The organism is Leuconostoc sp. XM4, from assembly GCF_055698815.1.
In genome coordinates this window covers 1194464-1211253 of the sequence record NZ_CP134507.1, presented here as the reverse complement: position 1 = coordinate 1211253, position 16790 = coordinate 1194464, and the positions used below count along the sequence as shown (strand labels likewise).

General features: G+C 36.2%; 21 protein-coding genes and 2 pseudogenes. 17 read left to right on the top strand and 6 right to left on the bottom strand.

All coding sequences use genetic code 11. The features are described 5' to 3' along the window. Window positions 1-34: 34 nt before the first annotated feature. Window positions 35-277, bottom strand: coding sequence for a hypothetical protein (locus RHP64_RS06155; protein ID WP_014324832.1), 243 nt, complete (start codon window positions 275-277; stop codon window positions 35-37). Window positions 278-311: 34 nt separating this feature from the next. Continuing rightward, window positions 312-734 carry an HIT family protein gene (locus tag RHP64_RS06150; protein WP_014324831.1) on the bottom strand — a complete coding sequence of 141 codons (423 nt, stop codon included), beginning with the start codon at window positions 732-734 and terminating at the stop codon, window positions 312-314. Between the two features lie 162 nt (window positions 735-896). On the opposite strand from RHP64_RS06150, the gene RHP64_RS06145 reads away from it, so the two are divergent. Genes RHP64_RS06145 through trmB form a run of 3 tightly spaced genes read left to right on the top strand, consistent with a single transcriptional unit; the run spans window position 897 to window position 3585 of the window. Further along, window positions 897-1637 (top strand): ABC transporter ATP-binding protein, encoded by a 741-nt coding sequence (locus tag RHP64_RS06145; protein WP_025268171.1) that lies wholly within the window; start codon window positions 897-899, stop codon window positions 1635-1637. After that, window positions 1627-2913, top strand: a complete 1287-nt coding sequence (locus RHP64_RS06140) for an ABC transporter permease (RefSeq protein ID WP_025268170.1) — start codon at window positions 1627-1629, stop codon at window positions 2911-2913. Before RHP64_RS06145 ends, RHP64_RS06140 begins: the two co-directional genes overlap by 11 nt. A 12-nt stretch (window positions 2914-2925) precedes the next feature. Continuing rightward, a complete protein-coding gene (gene trmB, locus RHP64_RS06135; protein ID WP_025268169.1) occupies window positions 2926-3585 on the top strand; it encodes a tRNA (guanosine(46)-N7)-methyltransferase TrmB in 660 nt (219 codons plus the stop codon). 48 nt (window positions 3586-3633) lie between these two features. On the opposite strand, the pseudogene RHP64_RS06130 reads toward trmB, so the two are convergent. Continuing rightward, a pseudogene (locus tag RHP64_RS06130) lies at window positions 3634-3897 on the bottom strand (site-specific integrase); the annotation flags it as partial. 677 nt (window positions 3898-4574) lie between these two features. Here RHP64_RS06130 and RHP64_RS06125 point away from each other — a divergent pair. Genes RHP64_RS06125 through RHP64_RS06115 form a run of 3 tightly spaced genes read left to right on the top strand, consistent with a single transcriptional unit; the run spans window position 4575 to window position 6382 of the window. Then, window positions 4575-4799, top strand: a complete 225-nt coding sequence (locus RHP64_RS06125; RefSeq protein WP_011680273.1) for a hypothetical protein — start codon at window positions 4575-4577, stop codon at window positions 4797-4799. 3 nt (window positions 4800-4802) lie between these two features. Beyond that, window positions 4803-5894 (top strand): GH25 family lysozyme, encoded by a 1092-nt coding sequence (locus RHP64_RS06120; RefSeq protein ID WP_160212044.1) that lies wholly within the window; start codon window positions 4803-4805, stop codon window positions 5892-5894. A gap of 14 nt (window positions 5895-5908) precedes the next feature. After that, complete coding sequence (locus RHP64_RS06115; protein ID WP_061514904.1) at window positions 5909-6382, top strand: holin; 474 nt, start codon at window positions 5909-5911, stop codon at window positions 6380-6382. 24 nt (window positions 6383-6406) lie between these two features. On the opposite strand, the gene RHP64_RS06110 is transcribed toward RHP64_RS06115, so the two are convergent. Further along, the gene (locus RHP64_RS06110; RefSeq protein ID WP_061514903.1) at window positions 6407-7012 is read right to left on the bottom strand and encodes a hypothetical protein; all 606 of its coding nucleotides are present in this window, start codon (window positions 7010-7012) and stop codon (window positions 6407-6409) included. Between the two features lie 102 nt (window positions 7013-7114). On the opposite strand from RHP64_RS06110, the gene RHP64_RS06105 reads away from it, so the two are divergent. Both RHP64_RS06105 and RHP64_RS06100 read left to right on the top strand, forming a co-directional pair. Then, window positions 7115-7375, top strand: coding sequence for a hypothetical protein (locus tag RHP64_RS06105; RefSeq protein ID WP_061514902.1), 261 nt, complete (start codon window positions 7115-7117; stop codon window positions 7373-7375). 539 nt (window positions 7376-7914) lie between these two features. Continuing rightward, window positions 7915-7986: pseudogene (locus tag RHP64_RS06100) on the top strand (tRNA (guanosine(46)-N7)-methyltransferase TrmB); the annotation flags it as partial. A 70-nt stretch (window positions 7987-8056) separates the two neighbouring features. On the opposite strand, the gene RHP64_RS06095 reads toward RHP64_RS06100, so the two are convergent. Both RHP64_RS06095 and RHP64_RS06090 read right to left on the bottom strand, forming a co-directional pair. After that, window positions 8057-8164, bottom strand: coding sequence for an IS3 family transposase (locus RHP64_RS06095; RefSeq protein ID WP_223317352.1), 108 nt, complete (start codon window positions 8162-8164; stop codon window positions 8057-8059). Window positions 8165-8311: 147 nt separating this feature from the next. After that, a complete protein-coding gene (locus RHP64_RS06090; RefSeq protein WP_011679947.1) occupies window positions 8312-8530 on the bottom strand; it encodes a hypothetical protein in 219 nt (72 codons plus the stop codon). A 568-nt stretch (window positions 8531-9098) separates the two neighbouring features. Between RHP64_RS06090 and RHP64_RS06085 the strand changes: the two genes are divergently transcribed. From RHP64_RS06085 to RHP64_RS06045, 9 genes are all read left to right on the top strand, one after another. Beyond that, entirely contained in the window at window positions 9099-9617 is a 519-nt protein-coding gene (locus tag RHP64_RS06085) for a hypothetical protein (RefSeq protein WP_025268168.1), read from the top strand. A 1042-nt stretch (window positions 9618-10659) separates the two neighbouring features. Beyond that, on the top strand, window positions 10660-10863 hold the full coding sequence (locus RHP64_RS06080; RefSeq protein ID WP_011679945.1) for a CsbD family protein: 204 nt from the start codon (window positions 10660-10662) through the stop codon (window positions 10861-10863). Window positions 10864-10967: 104 nt separating this feature from the next. Then, window positions 10968-11315 (top strand): toxin-antitoxin system HicB family antitoxin, encoded by a 348-nt coding sequence (locus tag RHP64_RS06075; protein ID WP_011679944.1) that lies wholly within the window; start codon window positions 10968-10970, stop codon window positions 11313-11315. Between the two features lie 11 nt (window positions 11316-11326). After that, the gene (locus RHP64_RS06070; protein WP_011679943.1) at window positions 11327-12142 is read left to right on the top strand and encodes an SPFH domain-containing protein; all 816 of its coding nucleotides are present in this window, start codon (window positions 11327-11329) and stop codon (window positions 12140-12142) included. Next, window positions 12139-12636, top strand: a complete 498-nt coding sequence (locus RHP64_RS06065) for an LURP-one-related/scramblase family protein (protein ID WP_025268166.1) — start codon at window positions 12139-12141, stop codon at window positions 12634-12636. Before RHP64_RS06070 ends, RHP64_RS06065 begins: the two co-directional genes overlap by 4 nt. Before the next feature lie 70 nt (window positions 12637-12706). Continuing rightward, window positions 12707-13912, top strand: a complete 1206-nt coding sequence (coaBC, locus tag RHP64_RS06060; RefSeq protein WP_038534133.1) for a bifunctional phosphopantothenoylcysteine decarboxylase/phosphopantothenate--cysteine ligase CoaBC — start codon at window positions 12707-12709, stop codon at window positions 13910-13912. A gap of 54 nt (window positions 13913-13966) precedes the next feature. After that, window positions 13967-14236, top strand: a complete 270-nt coding sequence (locus tag RHP64_RS06055; protein WP_010292892.1) for a hypothetical protein — start codon at window positions 13967-13969, stop codon at window positions 14234-14236. 279 nt (window positions 14237-14515) lie between these two features. Further along, window positions 14516-16207, top strand: a complete 1692-nt coding sequence (gene argS, locus RHP64_RS06050) for an arginine--tRNA ligase (protein WP_025268164.1) — start codon at window positions 14516-14518, stop codon at window positions 16205-16207. A gap of 112 nt (window positions 16208-16319) precedes the next feature. Then, a complete protein-coding gene (locus RHP64_RS06045; protein WP_011679939.1) occupies window positions 16320-16790 on the top strand; it encodes an arginine repressor in 471 nt (156 codons plus the stop codon).

Here is a 16790-nt window from a genome sequence, read left to right as displayed (position 1 = left end):
AGATGCAATACTAAGTATTTTACCATAAATGAATCTAATGCGCTTTAAACTTAGATAATTCAGTATTTAAATGCTCAGTAGCTTCATTAATACGTGAAATATGTGGTTGATTTTTGAAATTCATTTTTTCGATGTCTGACTGAATATCCTCAGAAACACTCTGTATCTCTTTTAATTGTTCTGTTAATTCATGCTGTTGTAACTGGAGTTGTTTGAGCAAAGCTGTTATTTCTTTTATATTCGTGATGAGATTTTTGAATTGATCAAATAATTTCATATTATTTCTCCCAAACATCGTTACGTCGGATGTTTTAAAATTGCGAAGCAATACTATCAGCAATGGCTTGGTACTGTTCTGCTGAAAAATGAGCACTGTTATCAATAGTTGGTGCTAACACGCTATTTAGATTATCATCATCATAACGAGGAATTAGGTGCCAGTGAGAATGGATAACGGTTTGACCAGCAGAAGGACCATTGTTTGATTGGACATTTAGACCTGTAATCTTGTCGTCACTGGCTTTTATGGCGCGCGCAATGACAGGCAACTTCAACAAAACTTTTTTGGCGGTATCGTCATCGTAGTCAAAAATATTATCAACGTTTTTCTTTGGTACAACGAGTGTATGTCCAGGGGTTACTTGTGAGATATCCAAAAAGGCGAGAACGTCTTCATCTTCATAAACTTTATAACTTGGTATTTCACCTGTAATAATTTTGTCAAAAATATCCAATGTAATAATCTCCGTTTCTATTTATTATCTTTCATTATAACAAATAAGGTTATATAACAAAAATGAAGTGTTATTTTTAGTAAACAAATTGAAAAGAGACGGTCATTATCTATATTTATAGATTTCATACAAATATCATGTAATGCTTGCTATAATAAATGTATGGGATTAAAAATTAACAATATATCTGGCGGGTACGCAGGCAATAATATATTGAAAAACGTTTCTTTTGACGTGCCTAATGGTGAAATCGTTGCCTTAATTGGTCTAAATGGTGCTGGAAAATCAACGACAGTTAATCATATTATTGGAGAACTACAGCCTCAGATGGGATCAATAGTTCTTAATGATACTAATATAGTATCAGAGCCGACAGCTTTTAAATCACAACTTGCATATATTCCCGAACAACCAATATTGTATGACGAATTGACGTTGGCTGAACATTTACATTTGATGCTAGCGGCGCATGAAAAAGACAATGAGAATACTTGGGAACGTGTTGTGTCATTATTAACCATGTTTAGATTAGAGGATAAGTTAAACTGGCTACCAATCCATTTTTCTAAGGGGATGAGACAAAAAGTAATGCTTGTATCTGCATTTATGTTGAACGCCCCATTGCTAATTGTTGATGAGCCTTTTTTGGGCTTAGATACATTAGCGCAAAGGGATGTTGTATCTTTGATGAAAGAACAAGCAAAACTTGGAAATAGTATTTTGATGACAACTCATTTATTAGCTTCAGCGGCAACATTTGTGGACAGGTTCGTTGTTCTACATGATGGTAAAGTACGTTTCGTGGGCACACCTTCCGCTTTAGCAGAAGAAAATCAGTTAACAGTTGATCATCTTGATGATTTGTTTGATTTAATGCAAAAGGAGTTAGCTAATGAAGGCTAGCGATTTATTTTGGCGGCGCTTTCGAGACGAACAGCGGACAAGTGCTAAATATCTGCGATTATTATTTAATGATCATTTTGTGATTTTTTTGATTATTGCTTTGGGTGGTATTGTGCTTGCTTATCGCGAACTGCTCAGTACGCCGCAGTCGATGATGTTTTGGCGCTCTAATTGGTGGCAAGTAATCATCATTACGTGGTTACTGATAGGGCTACAGATAGGTGATTTAATTACGTACTTCAAGCCAGCAGATAGGCTTTACTTATTAGGAAACGACTCGGAAATTATCAAGAAATATTTGACGCGTTCTGTAAATTTGAGTATTTTATATGCTAGCGTATGGCAAGCTGTTTTTGTCAGTGCTATCATACCAATTCTATTGCGAATTTATGTCAGTGGTTTATTACGAATTAGTTCGTTGCTGATTTTTGCAATTAGTTATAAGTTGCTTCTATTGTTATTTGAACGAGATAAGCTATTCTTGAAGCAACGCGTGCAAACGATTACGATATTTGAAGCAAATTCAACAGCTGAGGGGCTTCTCTTCCGTGTTTTATTGCCTAGCATTTTCTTAGAATTTATCCTTATATTGACCCAGACGCAAGTATATATTTTGATGAGTGCTTGGTTGGTATTGATGGTAGTAACGGCTTACTATTTTCATATCAGCAATCATAAGGCAAACTCATTCGCAATCAATTGGGCCATCGCAACACAACAAGCACAACAACAAAAGCAAAGAGTATTGCACTTTTTTGCACTTTTTGCTGAAATCCCCAATCAACCTAAATCAATTAAAAGACGACGTTACCTAGATTTTTGTCTGCAACGTTTGATAAAGAATAAACCAGCAATGTTGCGATTATATTGGACACGTTTAGCGCGAGACACGGAAATATTGCCTTTGGTTCTTAGATTAATAATTGTGGGGATGATTATCGTAGGTGTGTTGCAGACTGCACCCGATTGGCTTGTTGCTGTAGTTGGTGCATTGACAGTATATCTTGTTAATTTTCAGTTATTGCCACTATTTTCAGATACGCAAAAGAAAATTTGGACGCGTTTGATGCCAATCACCAATTCTCAGAAACAGAGCGCATTTATTCAGGTGCATAGATTGGTGAACTACATTGTTTGCACGTTGTTGATTGTTACGGTAGCCGTGACAAGTGGCTCTTTACAACGGATACTGTTATTATTTGTATTGTTGATTGTAGTTACTATTGCGCTACAAAAAAGTTATATTCCATACATGATTAAAAAAATGAAAAAGTAACGGAGAGATTTTATGCATTTACGCTCAAAACCTTGGGCTAGCGATTGGCTGGCTGAGCATTCAGATATAGTGATTGATCAAGATCGTGCAACAGCACAAATTGGACAGTGGCAATCATTATTTGACCAAGAACAACCAATACATTTGGAGATTGGTGCTGGTAAGGGTCAGTTTATTCTTGGCATGGCCTTGGCACATCCGGAAATTAATTATATTGGCATGGAAATTCAAGAGACGGCAATTGCCATTGCAGCACGTAAGAGCTTTGATCAGGTCGGCACATTGCCAAACTTGCGTTATATTTATGGTAATGGTAATGGTGTTGAGACATATTTTGAAAAAGGCGAAGTTAGCAAAGTTTACTTGAACTTTTCTGATCCTTGGCCAAAAAAGCGTCATGAATCCCGTCGATTAACGTATAAGTCATTCTTGAAATCTTATGAAGCAGTTTTGCCAGAACATGGCGAAGTTGAATTCAAAACAGATAATCGTCATTTATTTGAGTATTCAATGGTTAGTTTTATGGACTATGGCATGCGCTGGGCACCAGAAGATTACACGCTGGACTTGCATGCCGATGAAGACAAGGTACAGGGTAACGTTGAGACCGAGTATGAACAAAAGTTTATGGCTAAGGGTCAACCAATTTATAAAATTAAAGCTCACTTTTAGAGCGACAAGAGTTACAGAGTATCATATAAACAAAAAACAACGTCTAATTTAGGCGTTGTTTTTGCTTTCTGGGGACATTTGGAGACTTGAAGATAAAAAGGTCAATGCTATCTGGTCTTGTTCCTGTTCCTTTTCTTTCAACATGTGAGCATAAACATCTAAGGTGATGCGAGTATTCTTATGGCCAAGCCTTTTTGAAACGTAATCGATTGATACGTCATTGTATAATAAAAAGCTAGCATGTGAATGGCGTAAATCGTGAAATCTTATTCTCGGTATATTGAGTTTTTTTAAGATGTAATTTAGTCTTCTGGGGAATTGTCTATTGTACTATTTTTAAATTTTATATCATTCATAGTTAGGGCGGCTATTTCTCCAAGCTTGGCACCTGCTTCTAGGGCTATCAAAATACCGAGCTCGGAGTCATTTTCAATATGCTGATAAAGATTGGATTGTTACTTGACAAAATCTTGTGCAGATAAAACATCATTATGTGCTTTGCTTTTGGTTGACCTAATCTTGACACGAGACCAATTATCCCTCTTTATCAATCTATCAATATGGGCGTTTTTTAGCGATGATTTCATAACGTCCCAAAATTTAGCAACGGTGGCGTAAGCAACCGTTTTCCTATATTAATTTAGTTTATCTTGAATAAGGGGAGTGGTTAACCTATCTAGCTTTATACATCAAATGAATTTATAACACGATGATACTCGCTAATGTATCTTTCTTGGGTATGTTCTCTTATGTCTGGTTTGCGATATCGTTCAAAAGTATTCGGGTAAGGTTATCATTGAAAAATTGCTATCACAAATCCAAATAAGAGAGGAAACTGATAATGTTTAATTTACTAAAAGAATATCATTCCGATTTTTTCACGTTAAATGACATTAAGCAATTTGTAATCATATGCTGGATAACACCAATAGAGTATAGTTGATTACAGATACCAATTATGTACCGTATTGATTAAAGAAAGTGAATGAATGCAAATGCCACATGATTTGTTGAGTTGGCTAAGTGTGGGGTCTATTCTTCTGGGTGGTTTGTGGTGGGTATTGAAGAATACCATTGTGAACTCAATTAATGGATTGAGAACAGATATAGCTAGCTTGAAAGATGAGCTAAAAATATCTAATAGCATCACGGACAACCATGAGATACGGCTTACTAAATTGGAAACGTGGAAACACGATAAATGGGAGGTTTGAAAATTGAATAAATTAAAACGATGGGTAGTCGCTTCAATTGGAGCGGTTGCCTTTTTTGGTGCAATGATCACAGGCGTGTCAGCCAATACTAATGGTATTGATGTTGCCAGTTATCAAGGAGATACAACAAGTTATTTCAATTCGTTTAAGCAAGTTGGCGATAACTTTACAATGGTTAAGCTAGGTGGACGAGGAGGCGGTGAGGGTGCTCATTATAGTAACCCGAAAGCCTACGCACAAATCCACAACGTTGATGCAGTTGGTATGCAAACAGGCGGTTACTTCTGGGCGCAAGTAGGTGACTCAGTCAGTGAAGCTACTTATTCAGCTCAATTAGCCGTTCAGGATGCACAAAATGCAGGACTGGCTAAAGGTTCATATATTGCGATGGATTATGAAGCTGGTGCTGGTGCAAATAAGGCCAACAACACAACGGCTATTCTTGCGTTCATGGATCAGATTTATGCCTCAGGGTATAAGCCTATGTTTTATAGCTACACTAGCTATGTCAACTCATACGTTGATTTAAGCCGTATCAACGCTCGTTATCCTAACGCCTTGTGGTTAGCTTGGTACTTAACTACAGCACATCAAGCAACACCACCTATGCAATATTTCCCTAACTATTCCAATGTGAAGATTTGGCAGTACGCAGACAATCATTATGGTGTTGATGGGAATGTCATGGTGGTTGGTTCATTGGATAACAACAAACCAGCTGAGCAAGTTGCATCTAAGCCTAGTCAATCAACGAACACACCAAGTACACCAGCTAAGACTCAATACGCTACATTTAGTGGTGTATATGTCGCTGATTACTGGGTAGGTTATAACAACAAGATGTATGGTGTGAACTTTGATATGAGTATCAAGCCTATTGATTACAACAACTATATTCCTATTTCAGCCATGACATTGACTGATAAATATGGTAATAAGTTGAGTAATCAATATATCCAAGGGAACAACGGACGTATGGAGTACTTCACTTTGAATGGGAAGTACAAGGTAATTAGCCAAACAGCAACAACGGTTAATGTTGAAATCGGCGGTGAACCCGTTAGTATGATGAAGGCGTTTGCCACAATTAAATGATTTAAGGAGAACACATGGATACAAATACAATTACTAAATTGATTACAACGATTGCGATTGCAGCTATTCCGATTATCGGTGGCTATATCGGGAAAGTGTTGCTAGGCAATAAGCAGGTTGTTACCTTGATTCAAGTGCTATCACCACTGGCCAAAGATGCAGTAATCGCGATGCAAAAGCTAGGCGTTACTGAGTATCTAGAAGGTGAAGCCAAGAAATCAGGAGCGGTTGCAATCGTTAAGCAAATGCTTACTGCACTCGGTCTATCAGATGCCGATGAAACATTGATTAAAAATGCAGTTGAGAAAGAATACGCTTTATTGATTAGTGAGTTAGATCAAACGTATCCCCAAATGACCGAGGAACAAGCTAAGGAACAAGAGCAAGCTGAACAACAGCAAAGTGAATTAGCCAAGGCTGATGAGCTAGCGAAAGCACAACAAGCATTAGCTGTTGCACAAGAAAAGGTTAATGCCTTACAAAATTAAATATAACAAAAAAGCTCAACTAGATTAAACTCTGGTTGAGCTTTTTTTATTTGTTTTTTGGGGCTGATTATGAGAATTATAAGCAATAAATCCAGTCATTAATGCCCCAAAAAGTGTGATAGTTCCTGTTGTAAAACCTGAAATAGTTGATTCGGAAAATAACAATCCATTTGTTAACGAAGCGTAAACAAATAATTCAAAGATACTAAAATACGAACCAATGAGGAATATAATAATTAGGAATGGATAAATCAATAATATTACAGCAACTCCGATATTGACTTGAAATACTTTATATACTTTCACAGCGTTAAAAATTATATATATTGCAAATGATAAACCAAAAAAAGATAGCATGGACGTGATGACGGATGGCAAGAGACCATTAGACTTTCCGGCTATTAACATGTAGGCTACAATCGCAAAAGCAATTATAAAGAAACAGGCGAATAAATTTGTAGTTAAATCTGATTCTTTTTCGGGTAAATCAGGCAATATTTTAGACTTTTTCAACATTCTAGGCGCAGTTAAATATTCATAAATAAACATTAAAATAACTAAGGAAAGAACAAAAAATAGTACTTCAAATAGCGAAATATGGTTAATGATAGTAATTAAAAATGTATCCATCGTCTCTCCATTTCAACATACAATATAAAATAAATACTATATTAATAATTATTTATTTGCAAGCAAGAACGTTTGTTCGTATAATGTCATAGAGGTGACATTATGAACTACGACGACAAACTAATCGAAGAAATCCAGAAGCGGTTCACGAAGAAGAAGAACACCTTGTATTGGGTGCGCATCGTGTACCAAAGATACTCCAAGCAGTTAAACGTGTTTTTTGAATACGCTAAAATAGGCATGGCCACACACTCTGAACAAATAGGCAGATACGTTGAATCTGAAAAGGATCGTATGCCTGAATTAGCGAAACGTATCAAAACAGAGACAAACGTAAGTGTGGAACTTGGTGATTTAGAATAATATGAATTTTTAATTATTGTATTTGATGATTTTATCAGTTAAAATAATCATGTAATTGTAGAGATTATGATTGCATGGCCTGATAGCATTCCGAGAAGCTTTACCCCTATCAGGTTTTTTTATTACAAAACTATATAAAAAAATATTTCAGAACCATAAAGTGTATAATAAATTTAAGCCTAACAGACTTTCTTCGCTCTATACAAAATCATTACCTGAGTTATGATTTCTCGTCGGTAATCTGTTAGGCTTTTTATTTGCATAAACTCAAGTGAACATAGTAGAATAAATTATACCAAGCAGGCATGTAGACTCCATGATAATATCCTCCAAGATGATTATCGATTTATTACAAATCCTGTTAGGTTTTTATTTAGATGAAACTCGTTAAAAAGCCGGATAGAAATCAATCTAGTCGGCTTTTTATTTTGGGGAAAATTTGGGGACTTCCTATGAATTTTGTGAACTTCTATACGGTGGTTAAATTCATTAGGATACCTTTATAACAGCTTATAAGCATTGTAAGAAATTTAAAGGGCGTTGAGACCGAGTATGAACAAAAGTTTATGGCTAAGGGTCAACCAATTTATAAGATTAAGGCTCATTTTTAGAGCGACAAGGGTTACAGAGTATTATATAAACAAAAAATATGAACTTCACCTCGAAAATTGAGTGTGAAGTTTAAGTGGCTAACTGGTTGGCAAGATTTCGGTATTGAACCGGAATGCTTCCGGCCATTTTTTTTATCCGCTCGTTATTGTAGTAATAGACATCGGTTTCTTTATTGATGATCGAGTTAGAATTAACTTCTGAGTTGGAAGAGTATTACTTAATAGTTGTGAAATGTTTGTTGTACCAGGGTTAATTGAGCACTCAAGTGTTTTTTATTTTTAAATCAAGTAAAAAACACCATCAATTAAGATGATGTTTCATTATTTATTTGCCTGATATTCCGTCTATAAAGCCGTGAATGAAGTCAGGTACTGCAGTTAATAATGTTATTATGAATGCGGCAATAATTGCTGTAAGAAAAATAGACACCCATATTTTTTGTGTTTTTGAGCGTATTTCATATGCTGGCCTTAAGGTGAGAAATGAACCAACGCCACTTACAAACATGATAAGAACTAGTATTTCAGTAATAATATTTAACATGTTTCCCCCTATTTGATTTATTAAAAGTATATCACTAAAACAATGAATGGAAAATCAAATAACTACCTATAAGAAACTAAGCAAAATAATTATTGCCAATCATATTAAAATTGTATATAATCATTATGTAAGCGTTGCCAAAAAATGTTTACAAGAATGATATTCATCCATAAATGTATATCAATAAGCTTGGTAAGCCGAGAATTACTGAGTTTGCAAGGCTTTTTCTTGAGTGAGGATTAAGCCTTGTTTTTTGTTACCAAAAGCCTGCAACCAGAAAGATTCGCTAAGGGTTTTTCATAAGCAAGGCGATTTATAAAGACCACTACATTTCCAATTATTTGTATTGTACAAATATTTTAGTGACAAGACAGGCTTAGTGTGCTAATATTTAGCTCGTGGTGATCCAAATGCACTATGTAATTTCCTGAAACTTGATTAATATACAAAATCATAACACCGTTGTTTGGATCACTTAAAAGTATCTTCGGATGCTTTTTTTGCTGTCTATTGGAGGGCGCTATACTATGACGACTTTAACAACAAGTGAAATGGGACCACTTGCTGATTGGGTGGTTTAGGGGCGATAATTGCTATTTTTGTGGGTTCCTTTTACCGTTCTCATGATAAAAAAATTCAGATTGAGATAAAGGGATATTTGTATCATTTCAAAAAAGATATCAAACGTCCTGTTCCACAAAACAAAGATCATCGGTCCAAGGAAAATTACGAAAATACATATTTTAAAATCAATGTTAAAAATGTTGGTGATATTGATATGAAAATAGTTGAGGCTGGTATTACTGACAAAGAGTTTACTTATGCTGATACTTGGCAAGATCTGCGAGAAAAGAACTATGCAAAATATAGCTTTGAGCCCAACAAAGAAATTATAGGAAAAACAGCTTTGCCTCTTAATATGCCGTGGGTTGAGGAGGAGTTAGGAGTAATTATCACGGATCAAGATGCGAAAAAAATTAAGGTCTACGCAATAGACGCGTTAGATAATATTTACTACGGCAAGTTGAAGTTTGTTAATGATATTGATGAAAAAATTAAATCCTGGCTATTTAAACGCTTAAAATGATAATTAAATTTGAATTAAATAAGTTAATTTTAATAATAAACAATTGAATTTTCTATTGATGTTTCATGATATGCTTTATGCATGGGGAAGAATTTAGTTTGAGTGAATATCTCAAATAGAACGAGTGAAACTCATTTCAAAGAATACCGGCTAGAAGACATTCTGGTCGGTATTTGTTTTGTCAATTTTGTCAAGAAAGTTAACATATTTTATATCTTTAAATGATTGATCCGATATACTAAATTTTGTAATGTTATTTAGACATTATCAAATGCCCAACCATTTGTATGTTTTATCCCGAAACTCAGGTTGGGCATTTTATTGTGTATTAAATTCTAATTGATGTATTGTCGAACGTTTAACCAGCTGTTATAAGTGTTATTGCTAGAGAAAATGTAATTAGCGTGCTAACATTTAGGTAAGATGTCCCTAGAAATTATTAAATACACTCCCAAAATGTATTGCTTCTTCCCTTCGGGGGCATCGTACATATGTGAATAGCGAAATTTTCTCATTGTCAATACTATTTAAACAAATAATAATTGGACTGAATTGGGATATCTACGTCAAGCAAAACTCGCAAAAAGTCTTTTCAACTATCAGCTAATGATTTGTGTATAAAATGGCCAGTGTGTAACATCTGGAAAACCAAGAATTAAAATAAAATTATTTTTGAACAAACTAAATGAGATTGCCCAGCAAATACTGTTGTATTCTGCCATCAATAAAACTAAAATGTGTGTATGGTTTTTGATTTGTTATTTGCCACGAAAACCAGAACTCTAATCTTTAAACCACGTGTCTGCTCATGCCACGTGGTTTTTTTGAACATAAGATAGTCAATTGACCAGGGAAATACGTTGTTTTAGCCTTTGCATAGGCATAGAATAAAATTGTGGTTTTTAATTATCCCGAAAATCACAACTCCCAATGTTAAGAACCACGTCTAACTTCTCTAGTGGTTCTTTTTTACTGTCATTTTTTATTAGAAATGTTACAATGAACTTGTAACATCAAATAAACCTCAAGGAGAACGTATTATATGTCAGTTGAAGAAAAGTTTGATAATGCTAAGGACAAGGTTGCTGGTAAAGCAAAAGAAGTTGAAGGCAAGGTTACCGGTGATAAGCAGCGTGAAGCAGAAGGTAAGGCCCAAGGCTTGTTTGGAAAAGCTAAGGATGCCGTAACGGAAGCCAAAGATGCTGTCAAAGATAGTATTGACAATTTAAAGAACGATAAAAAGTAATTAACAAATAAAAAGCGCCTAGCTTGCAGTAGTTAGGCGTTTTTTATTATGTAAAAAAAAATTTTAATAATTGCAAAATGATTTAAATGTGATATCATAAAGATATGGTTAAAGAAAAAAACATGAAGTCAGGCAACATACCATTGAGAATTGATCCCAAACTACATGAGTTTTTGGCGGAACAGGCCAGCAAGGAGGGGAGGTCATTAAATAATTACATCACCCAATTACTGATGGCTAACTATCATCCAAGCAACTTTGAAGACCGTCAATTTGTGGGTCAGGTCATTTCAGGTAAAGATATTGATATTAAAAGCGGTTTGGTCAACGTTTCTGGTATCTATTATCGATATTTGATTGATAATAGTGCTGTTGCTAAAAGTGATGAAGATTACGTGATTCTCGAGGCAAACGGGAATATCTTGACATTACGACAAATCATGAAAGATTAGAGGGAGAAGTTATGCTTTTTTTTAAGATTGTTCCGCAGAACAATGCGGGTCTTGTAGAGACGTTGGGAAAATATCGTGCCCGAAGAGAGGCCGGATTACATTTTTATGTACCGTTCTTTCAAACAATTCGTAAGGTAAGTTTGGCTATGCGCCCACTACGTCTGCCTGATTACTCGGTGATTACTGCCGATAACGCTGATATTAAGGCAAGTGTTACTTTAAATTATCATGTAACTAACGCAGTTAAATATATGTACGAAAACACGGATTCAGTTGAATCTATGGCACAACTTGTGCGTGGGCACTTACGTGATATTATTGGTCGCATGGAGTTAAACGAAGCGCTTGGTTCTACTACCAAAATTAATGTCCAATTAGCGGATGCCATTGGTGATTTAACGAATACGTACGGTATCAATGTTGATCGTATCAATATTGATGAATTACGCCCTTCTGCTTCAATTCAAGAAGCAATGGATAAGCAATTAACGGCAGATCGTGAGCGAGTTGCTACAATTGCTAAGGCTGAAGGTGAAGCACGTTCAATTGAATTGACAACAAAAGCTAAAAACGATGCATTGATGGCTACTGCCAAGGCTGAAGCTGATGCTACGAAAACTCGTGCTGAAGCTGAAAAATATCGTATTGACACTGTTCAGGCTGGTTTAGCTGGTGCTGATGATAAGTATTTCCAAAACCAGTCAATCAATGCTTTCTCAACTTTGGCTGAATCATCTAGCAATTTGGTAGTTGTGAATGGTCAGGAATTAGATCAGTTGGGTCAAATACCAGTTGCTGGTAAATTACTAGAAAAAGGACTTAAATGAAACATTTACTGATGAGACAACACTTGTTTTCGTTGGGCGGAAAGTTTGATATAACTGACGACAGTGAGAACACACGCTACACCGTTTCTGGCAGTACATTTAGTATTCCAAAGTATTTTGATATTCTAGATTTGAACAGTATACCTATTGCGCGTTTAACGCATCAAGTGTTTACTTTTTTACCAAAGTTTAAGTTAATTATTAATGAGTTTCCAGAAGAAGTTGAAATCATTAAACGCTTTTCCTTTTTAAAACCAAGATACGAAATTGAAGGACTTGGTCTAAGTGTAGAAGGTAATATCTGGGACATGAATTTTGCCATCCTGCAAGATGGACGTGAAATTGGCTCTGTTGATCAGCGCTGGTTAGCAATGACAAGCACCTATGACATTAAAATTGAGGACGAGTCTTTGGAATCTGTTGTTGTGGCGGTAGTGGTAGCAATTGATTATGTTAAAGCACAATCTCACAATTCTAGTTCTGCAAGTTCCTAGAAGAAAGCGATATTCTTAGAATATCGCTTTTTGAATCGTGTTTAAAACATTCCATGATATAATAAATGGCATGAATGATTTCTATAGAAATAAGAATATATTAGTGATTGTGACAGGTAGCATTTCAGCTTACAAGTCAGCAACATTAGTACGCGAATTTGTTAAAAGCGGTGCTCATGTTCGTGTGGGAATGACGACTGCGGCCCAAAAATTTATTACTGTACAAACATTAGCTGTTTTATCTAAACATGATGTGTTAACTGATCTTTTTCGTGATGAGAAGGCTGCGGTTACTCATATTGAATGGGCTAAGTGGGCAGACATGATATTTGTTGTGCCGGCCACTGCTAACATTATTGGAAAAATAGCAAATGGTATCGCTGATGATGCTGTGACTGCGACGGTAATGGCATCACCTGCGGCTAAAGTTGTCGCCCCAACGATGAACGATGTTATGTTTAATAATGACGCGGTTGTTCGTAATTTGAATTTATTAAAAAGTGATGGTTGGTTTATTATTGACCCAGCGATTGGTTTCTTAGCCGAAGGTTACGAGTCGCAAGGTCGCCTACCGGAACCTGTGACAATTATAAATCAGGCAGCTATTCGTATACAGGCGCGTGGCGGTGAACTAAAAGGAAAGAAACTTGTTATTACAGCTGGCGGGACACGTGAAGCGCTTGATCCAGTGCGGTATTTAACAAATCGTTCTTCAGGAAAAATGGGCTATGCTTTGGCACAGGCAGCTGCAGAGTTAGGTGCAACGGTGGTACTTATAACCACAACAAAACGTGAAGAATTGTACGGCGTCCGAGAAATAGTTGTTACTTCTACACGTGACATGCATACGGCGGTTGTGCAAGAATTTTCTGATGCGGATGTTTTCATCAGTTCGGCAGCTGTATCTGATTATCGTCCTGCTTCACAAGCTGAAAACAAAATAAAAAAAGTAGGTCATGAGAATTTAACGATTGAATTAATTCAAAATCCTGATATATTATCAGATATTGGTCATATGAAGAAAGCTGGGCAAATTGTTGTGGGATTTGCTGCTGAAACGCAAAATGTTCTCGCGTCTGCACAAAAAAAGCTATCAAAGAAGAATGCAGATTTCTTAATTGCTAATGATGTTAGTAATGTGGATAGTGGTTTTGACTCTGATAATAATAAAGTAACGATTTTATCACGTGATAAAGACCCAGAAAAAATTGAATTGTTACCAAAAATTGACATTGCGCGGGCTATATTAGATAGAGTAGTTAAAACACTCGCATAAACATCTGTTTTATGCTAAAATAAACTGTTAAATAACGTTAAAATGGAGGCAAACATGGCAGAAGAAGTAGAAGAAAATACCTCTGGATTTAACCTTGGAGATGTTTTATTAGCACCAGCTTATGGTAATTTAGAAAAACCTTTTACAGGTCAAGTTGAAAAAATTTATGAAAACTCATTGTTGGTTGAGATTACGGAAAATGCTCCAGCTGACCAACCAGCAGTTAACGAAATGAACCATCGTGCGGTTGTTCGCATGGATGAGGTTGAAGTGATTAAACACGGCCCTGCGCCTGAAAAATCTGTAAAAGACGAAGATAAGTAAAGATGTTTTGGAACTATGATTAAGCGAGCTTGAGTTGATGGAAGTCAAGCCATAGTCAAAACGGCGCGTACTAAGAGTCCAAAGTTAATAAATTTGAGTGGCGAAAGCTATTAGAGTGGTACCGCGGGCTAGGCTCGTCTCTTTGTTGATGAAAACAAGAGGCGAGCTTATTTATTTTTAGATGAATAATGCCTAAAATACGGTATAATAAGAATATCGAATTTTTGATTATAATGTATTTTTACTAAAAATCATAATTAAAAACCAAAAGGGAAAAAAATGGTAGATAATATACAAATTGTTGAGGCACTTAACGCAGTGCTAACTGACCTTACTTTACAAGAAATTTCTGAAAAACTAGAAGCACCAAAATCATCTGACCTTGGAGATGTTGCTTTTCCAACATTTACATTAGCCAAGACATTACATAAAGCACCGCAATTAATTGCAGCAGACATCGTTGCTGCAATTGATCAAGAAGGATTTGAAAAAGTTGTTGCTACTGGGCCTTATGTTAACTTTTTCTTGGACAAAGTAGCTACGTCTAATCAAGTATTGAAGACAGTATTTGACTTGGAAGGTGCCTACGGTGACAATGTGGATGGACAGGGTGCCAAAGTCACGATTGACATGTCCAGCCCAAACATCGCCAAGCCAATGTCGATGGGACACTTACGTTCGACTGTTATCGGTAATGCACTAGCAAACATCACAGCAAAAAATGGTTATGCACCGGTTAAAATAAATCATTTAGGTGACTGGGGTACGCAATTTGGTAAACTAATATATGCTTACAAAGCATGGGGTTCTGAAGAAGAAGTCAAATCAGACCCAATTGCCACTTTGTTAAAGTACTACGTTGAGTTTCACGAAAAAGCTAAGGAAAATGACTCACTAAATGATGAAGGTCGTGCTTGGTTTAAGAAACTTGAAGATGGTGATGAAGAGGCACACCGTTTGTGGCAATGGTTCCGTGCTGAGTCGTTGAAAGAGTTTTCTGAAATATACGACCGCTTAGATATAACGTTTGATTCATTCAACGGCGAAGCATTTTATAATGATAAAATGGACAAGGTAGTTGATCTCTTAGAAGAAAAAAATCTTCTAGTTGAATCACAGGGGGCACAGATTGTTGATTTGAGCCATATCAATCCAAATCTAACACCGGCCATGATTAAGCGTTCAGATGGTGCAACTTTATATATGACTCGTGACTTAGCAGCCGCACTTTATAGAAAAGAAACATATGATTTTGCGAAATCGTTGTATGTTGTCGGTGGTGAGCAGCGAGAACATTTTGTGCAGATGAAGGCCGTCTTATCATTGATGGGCTTTGAGTGGTCTGATGACATTGAACACATTGCCTTTGGTCTAATTACGTTTAATGGCAAAAAAATGTCAACACGTAAGGGTGATGTTGTTTTACTGAAGGATGTATTAGATGATGCTCATGAATTGGCTTTGAAGCAAATTCAAGAGAAAAATCCTGCTTTGGGTGATAAAGATACAGTGGCAGAAGAAGTGGGCGCCGGTGCTGTTGTGTTTCATGACTTAATGAATGATCGTACCAACAACTTTGACTTTAATTTAGAAGAAGTTGTCCGTTTTGAAGGAGATACTGGACCATACGTACAGTATACGAATGCCCGAGCAAAATCAATTTTACGCAAGACGTCGGTTCAATTGACGAGTGATGACTTGAATTTGACTGATCCAGCAACATGGGATATTATTACGACACTGAACAACTTTCCCAAGACAGTGCAACGTGCTTGGCAACAACGCGAGGCCAGTATTATTGCTAAATATGCGTTGAATTTGTCAAGAGCGTTTAACAAGTACTATGCCAACTCAAAAATATTAACAGAAGACGTTCAATTAAATGCTCGTTTGGTGTTGGTTAAATCAGTGTCTATTGTTTTGACAGAAAGTTTGAGATTATTAGGTGTCAAGGCACCTGAAGAAATGTAACTGATCTGGACAGATCAAGTGCTATTTAAGCTAACTGTTAAAGTGATGCACAAAACGGTAGTAAATGATATATTTTTAGATAACCGTGCATCATGATACAAAGGAGAAATCAATGATTTCAAAACAAGAACGGCAAAAGCTTATTTTAGATATTATCCAGGATAATATCATTGCCAGCCAAGAAGAATTGCTTGCTCAACTTATCAAGCATGGTGTTGAGACAACACAAACAACCGTATCACGTGATATTCGAGCAATGAATATTATTCGCCAAAAGAGCGACAGCGGACAGTTACGTTACCAGCAACTCAATGATACAACGAAAAATGTTCAAAATTTGGTAACGACTAACGCCGTTGATGAAGCAATCAAAGAATATGCTTCATTCGTGACTCACGTTGAGTTCTTAACGATTATTAAAACGACTGATGGTAGTGGTAACTCAGTTGCTGGCATTATCGATGACGCGAATTTACCTGAAGTTATTACGACACTAGCGGGATTTAACACAATTTACGTTACAAGTAAAAATGAAACAGATGCCGCAAAGCTAGCTGATCATTGGGCGGAATTGATAGGTTGA

Coding starts and splice junctions, on each gene's coding strand:
- RHP64_RS06110 (WP_061514903.1), bottom strand. CDS start 7,012: ATGGATACATTTTTAATTACTATCATTAACCATATTTCGCTATTTGAA.
- RHP64_RS06055 (WP_010292892.1), top strand. CDS start 13,967: ATGGCAGAAGAAGTAGAAGAAAATACCTCTGGATTTAACCTTGGAGAT.
- RHP64_RS06090 (WP_011679947.1), bottom strand. CDS start 8,530: ATGTTAAATATTATTACTGAAATACTAGTTCTTATCATGTTTGTAAGT.
- RHP64_RS06155 (WP_014324832.1), bottom strand. CDS start 277: ATGAAATTATTTGATCAATTCAAAAATCTCATCACGAATATAAAAGAA.
- argS (WP_025268164.1), top strand. CDS start 14,516: ATGGTAGATAATATACAAATTGTTGAGGCACTTAACGCAGTGCTAACT.
- RHP64_RS06065 (WP_025268166.1), top strand. CDS start 12,139: ATGAAACATTTACTGATGAGACAACACTTGTTTTCGTTGGGCGGAAAG.
- RHP64_RS06045 (WP_011679939.1), top strand. CDS start 16,320: ATGATTTCAAAACAAGAACGGCAAAAGCTTATTTTAGATATTATCCAG.
- RHP64_RS06070 (WP_011679943.1), top strand. CDS start 11,327: ATGCTTTTTTTTAAGATTGTTCCGCAGAACAATGCGGGTCTTGTAGAG.
- RHP64_RS06075 (WP_011679944.1), top strand. CDS start 10,968: ATGGTTAAAGAAAAAAACATGAAGTCAGGCAACATACCATTGAGAATT.
- coaBC (WP_038534133.1), top strand. CDS start 12,707: ATGAATGATTTCTATAGAAATAAGAATATATTAGTGATTGTGACAGGT.
- RHP64_RS06125 (WP_011680273.1), top strand. CDS start 4,575: ATGCAAATGCCACATGATTTGTTGAGTTGGCTAAGTGTGGGGTCTATT.
- trmB (WP_025268169.1), top strand. CDS start 2,926: ATGCATTTACGCTCAAAACCTTGGGCTAGCGATTGGCTGGCTGAGCAT.
- RHP64_RS06105 (WP_061514902.1), top strand. CDS start 7,115: ATGAACTACGACGACAAACTAATCGAAGAAATCCAGAAGCGGTTCACG.
- RHP64_RS06115 (WP_061514904.1), top strand. CDS start 5,909: ATGGATACAAATACAATTACTAAATTGATTACAACGATTGCGATTGCA.
- RHP64_RS06145 (WP_025268171.1), top strand. CDS start 897: ATGGGATTAAAAATTAACAATATATCTGGCGGGTACGCAGGCAATAAT.
- RHP64_RS06080 (WP_011679945.1), top strand. CDS start 10,660: ATGTCAGTTGAAGAAAAGTTTGATAATGCTAAGGACAAGGTTGCTGGT.
- RHP64_RS06140 (WP_025268170.1), top strand. CDS start 1,627: ATGAAGGCTAGCGATTTATTTTGGCGGCGCTTTCGAGACGAACAGCGG.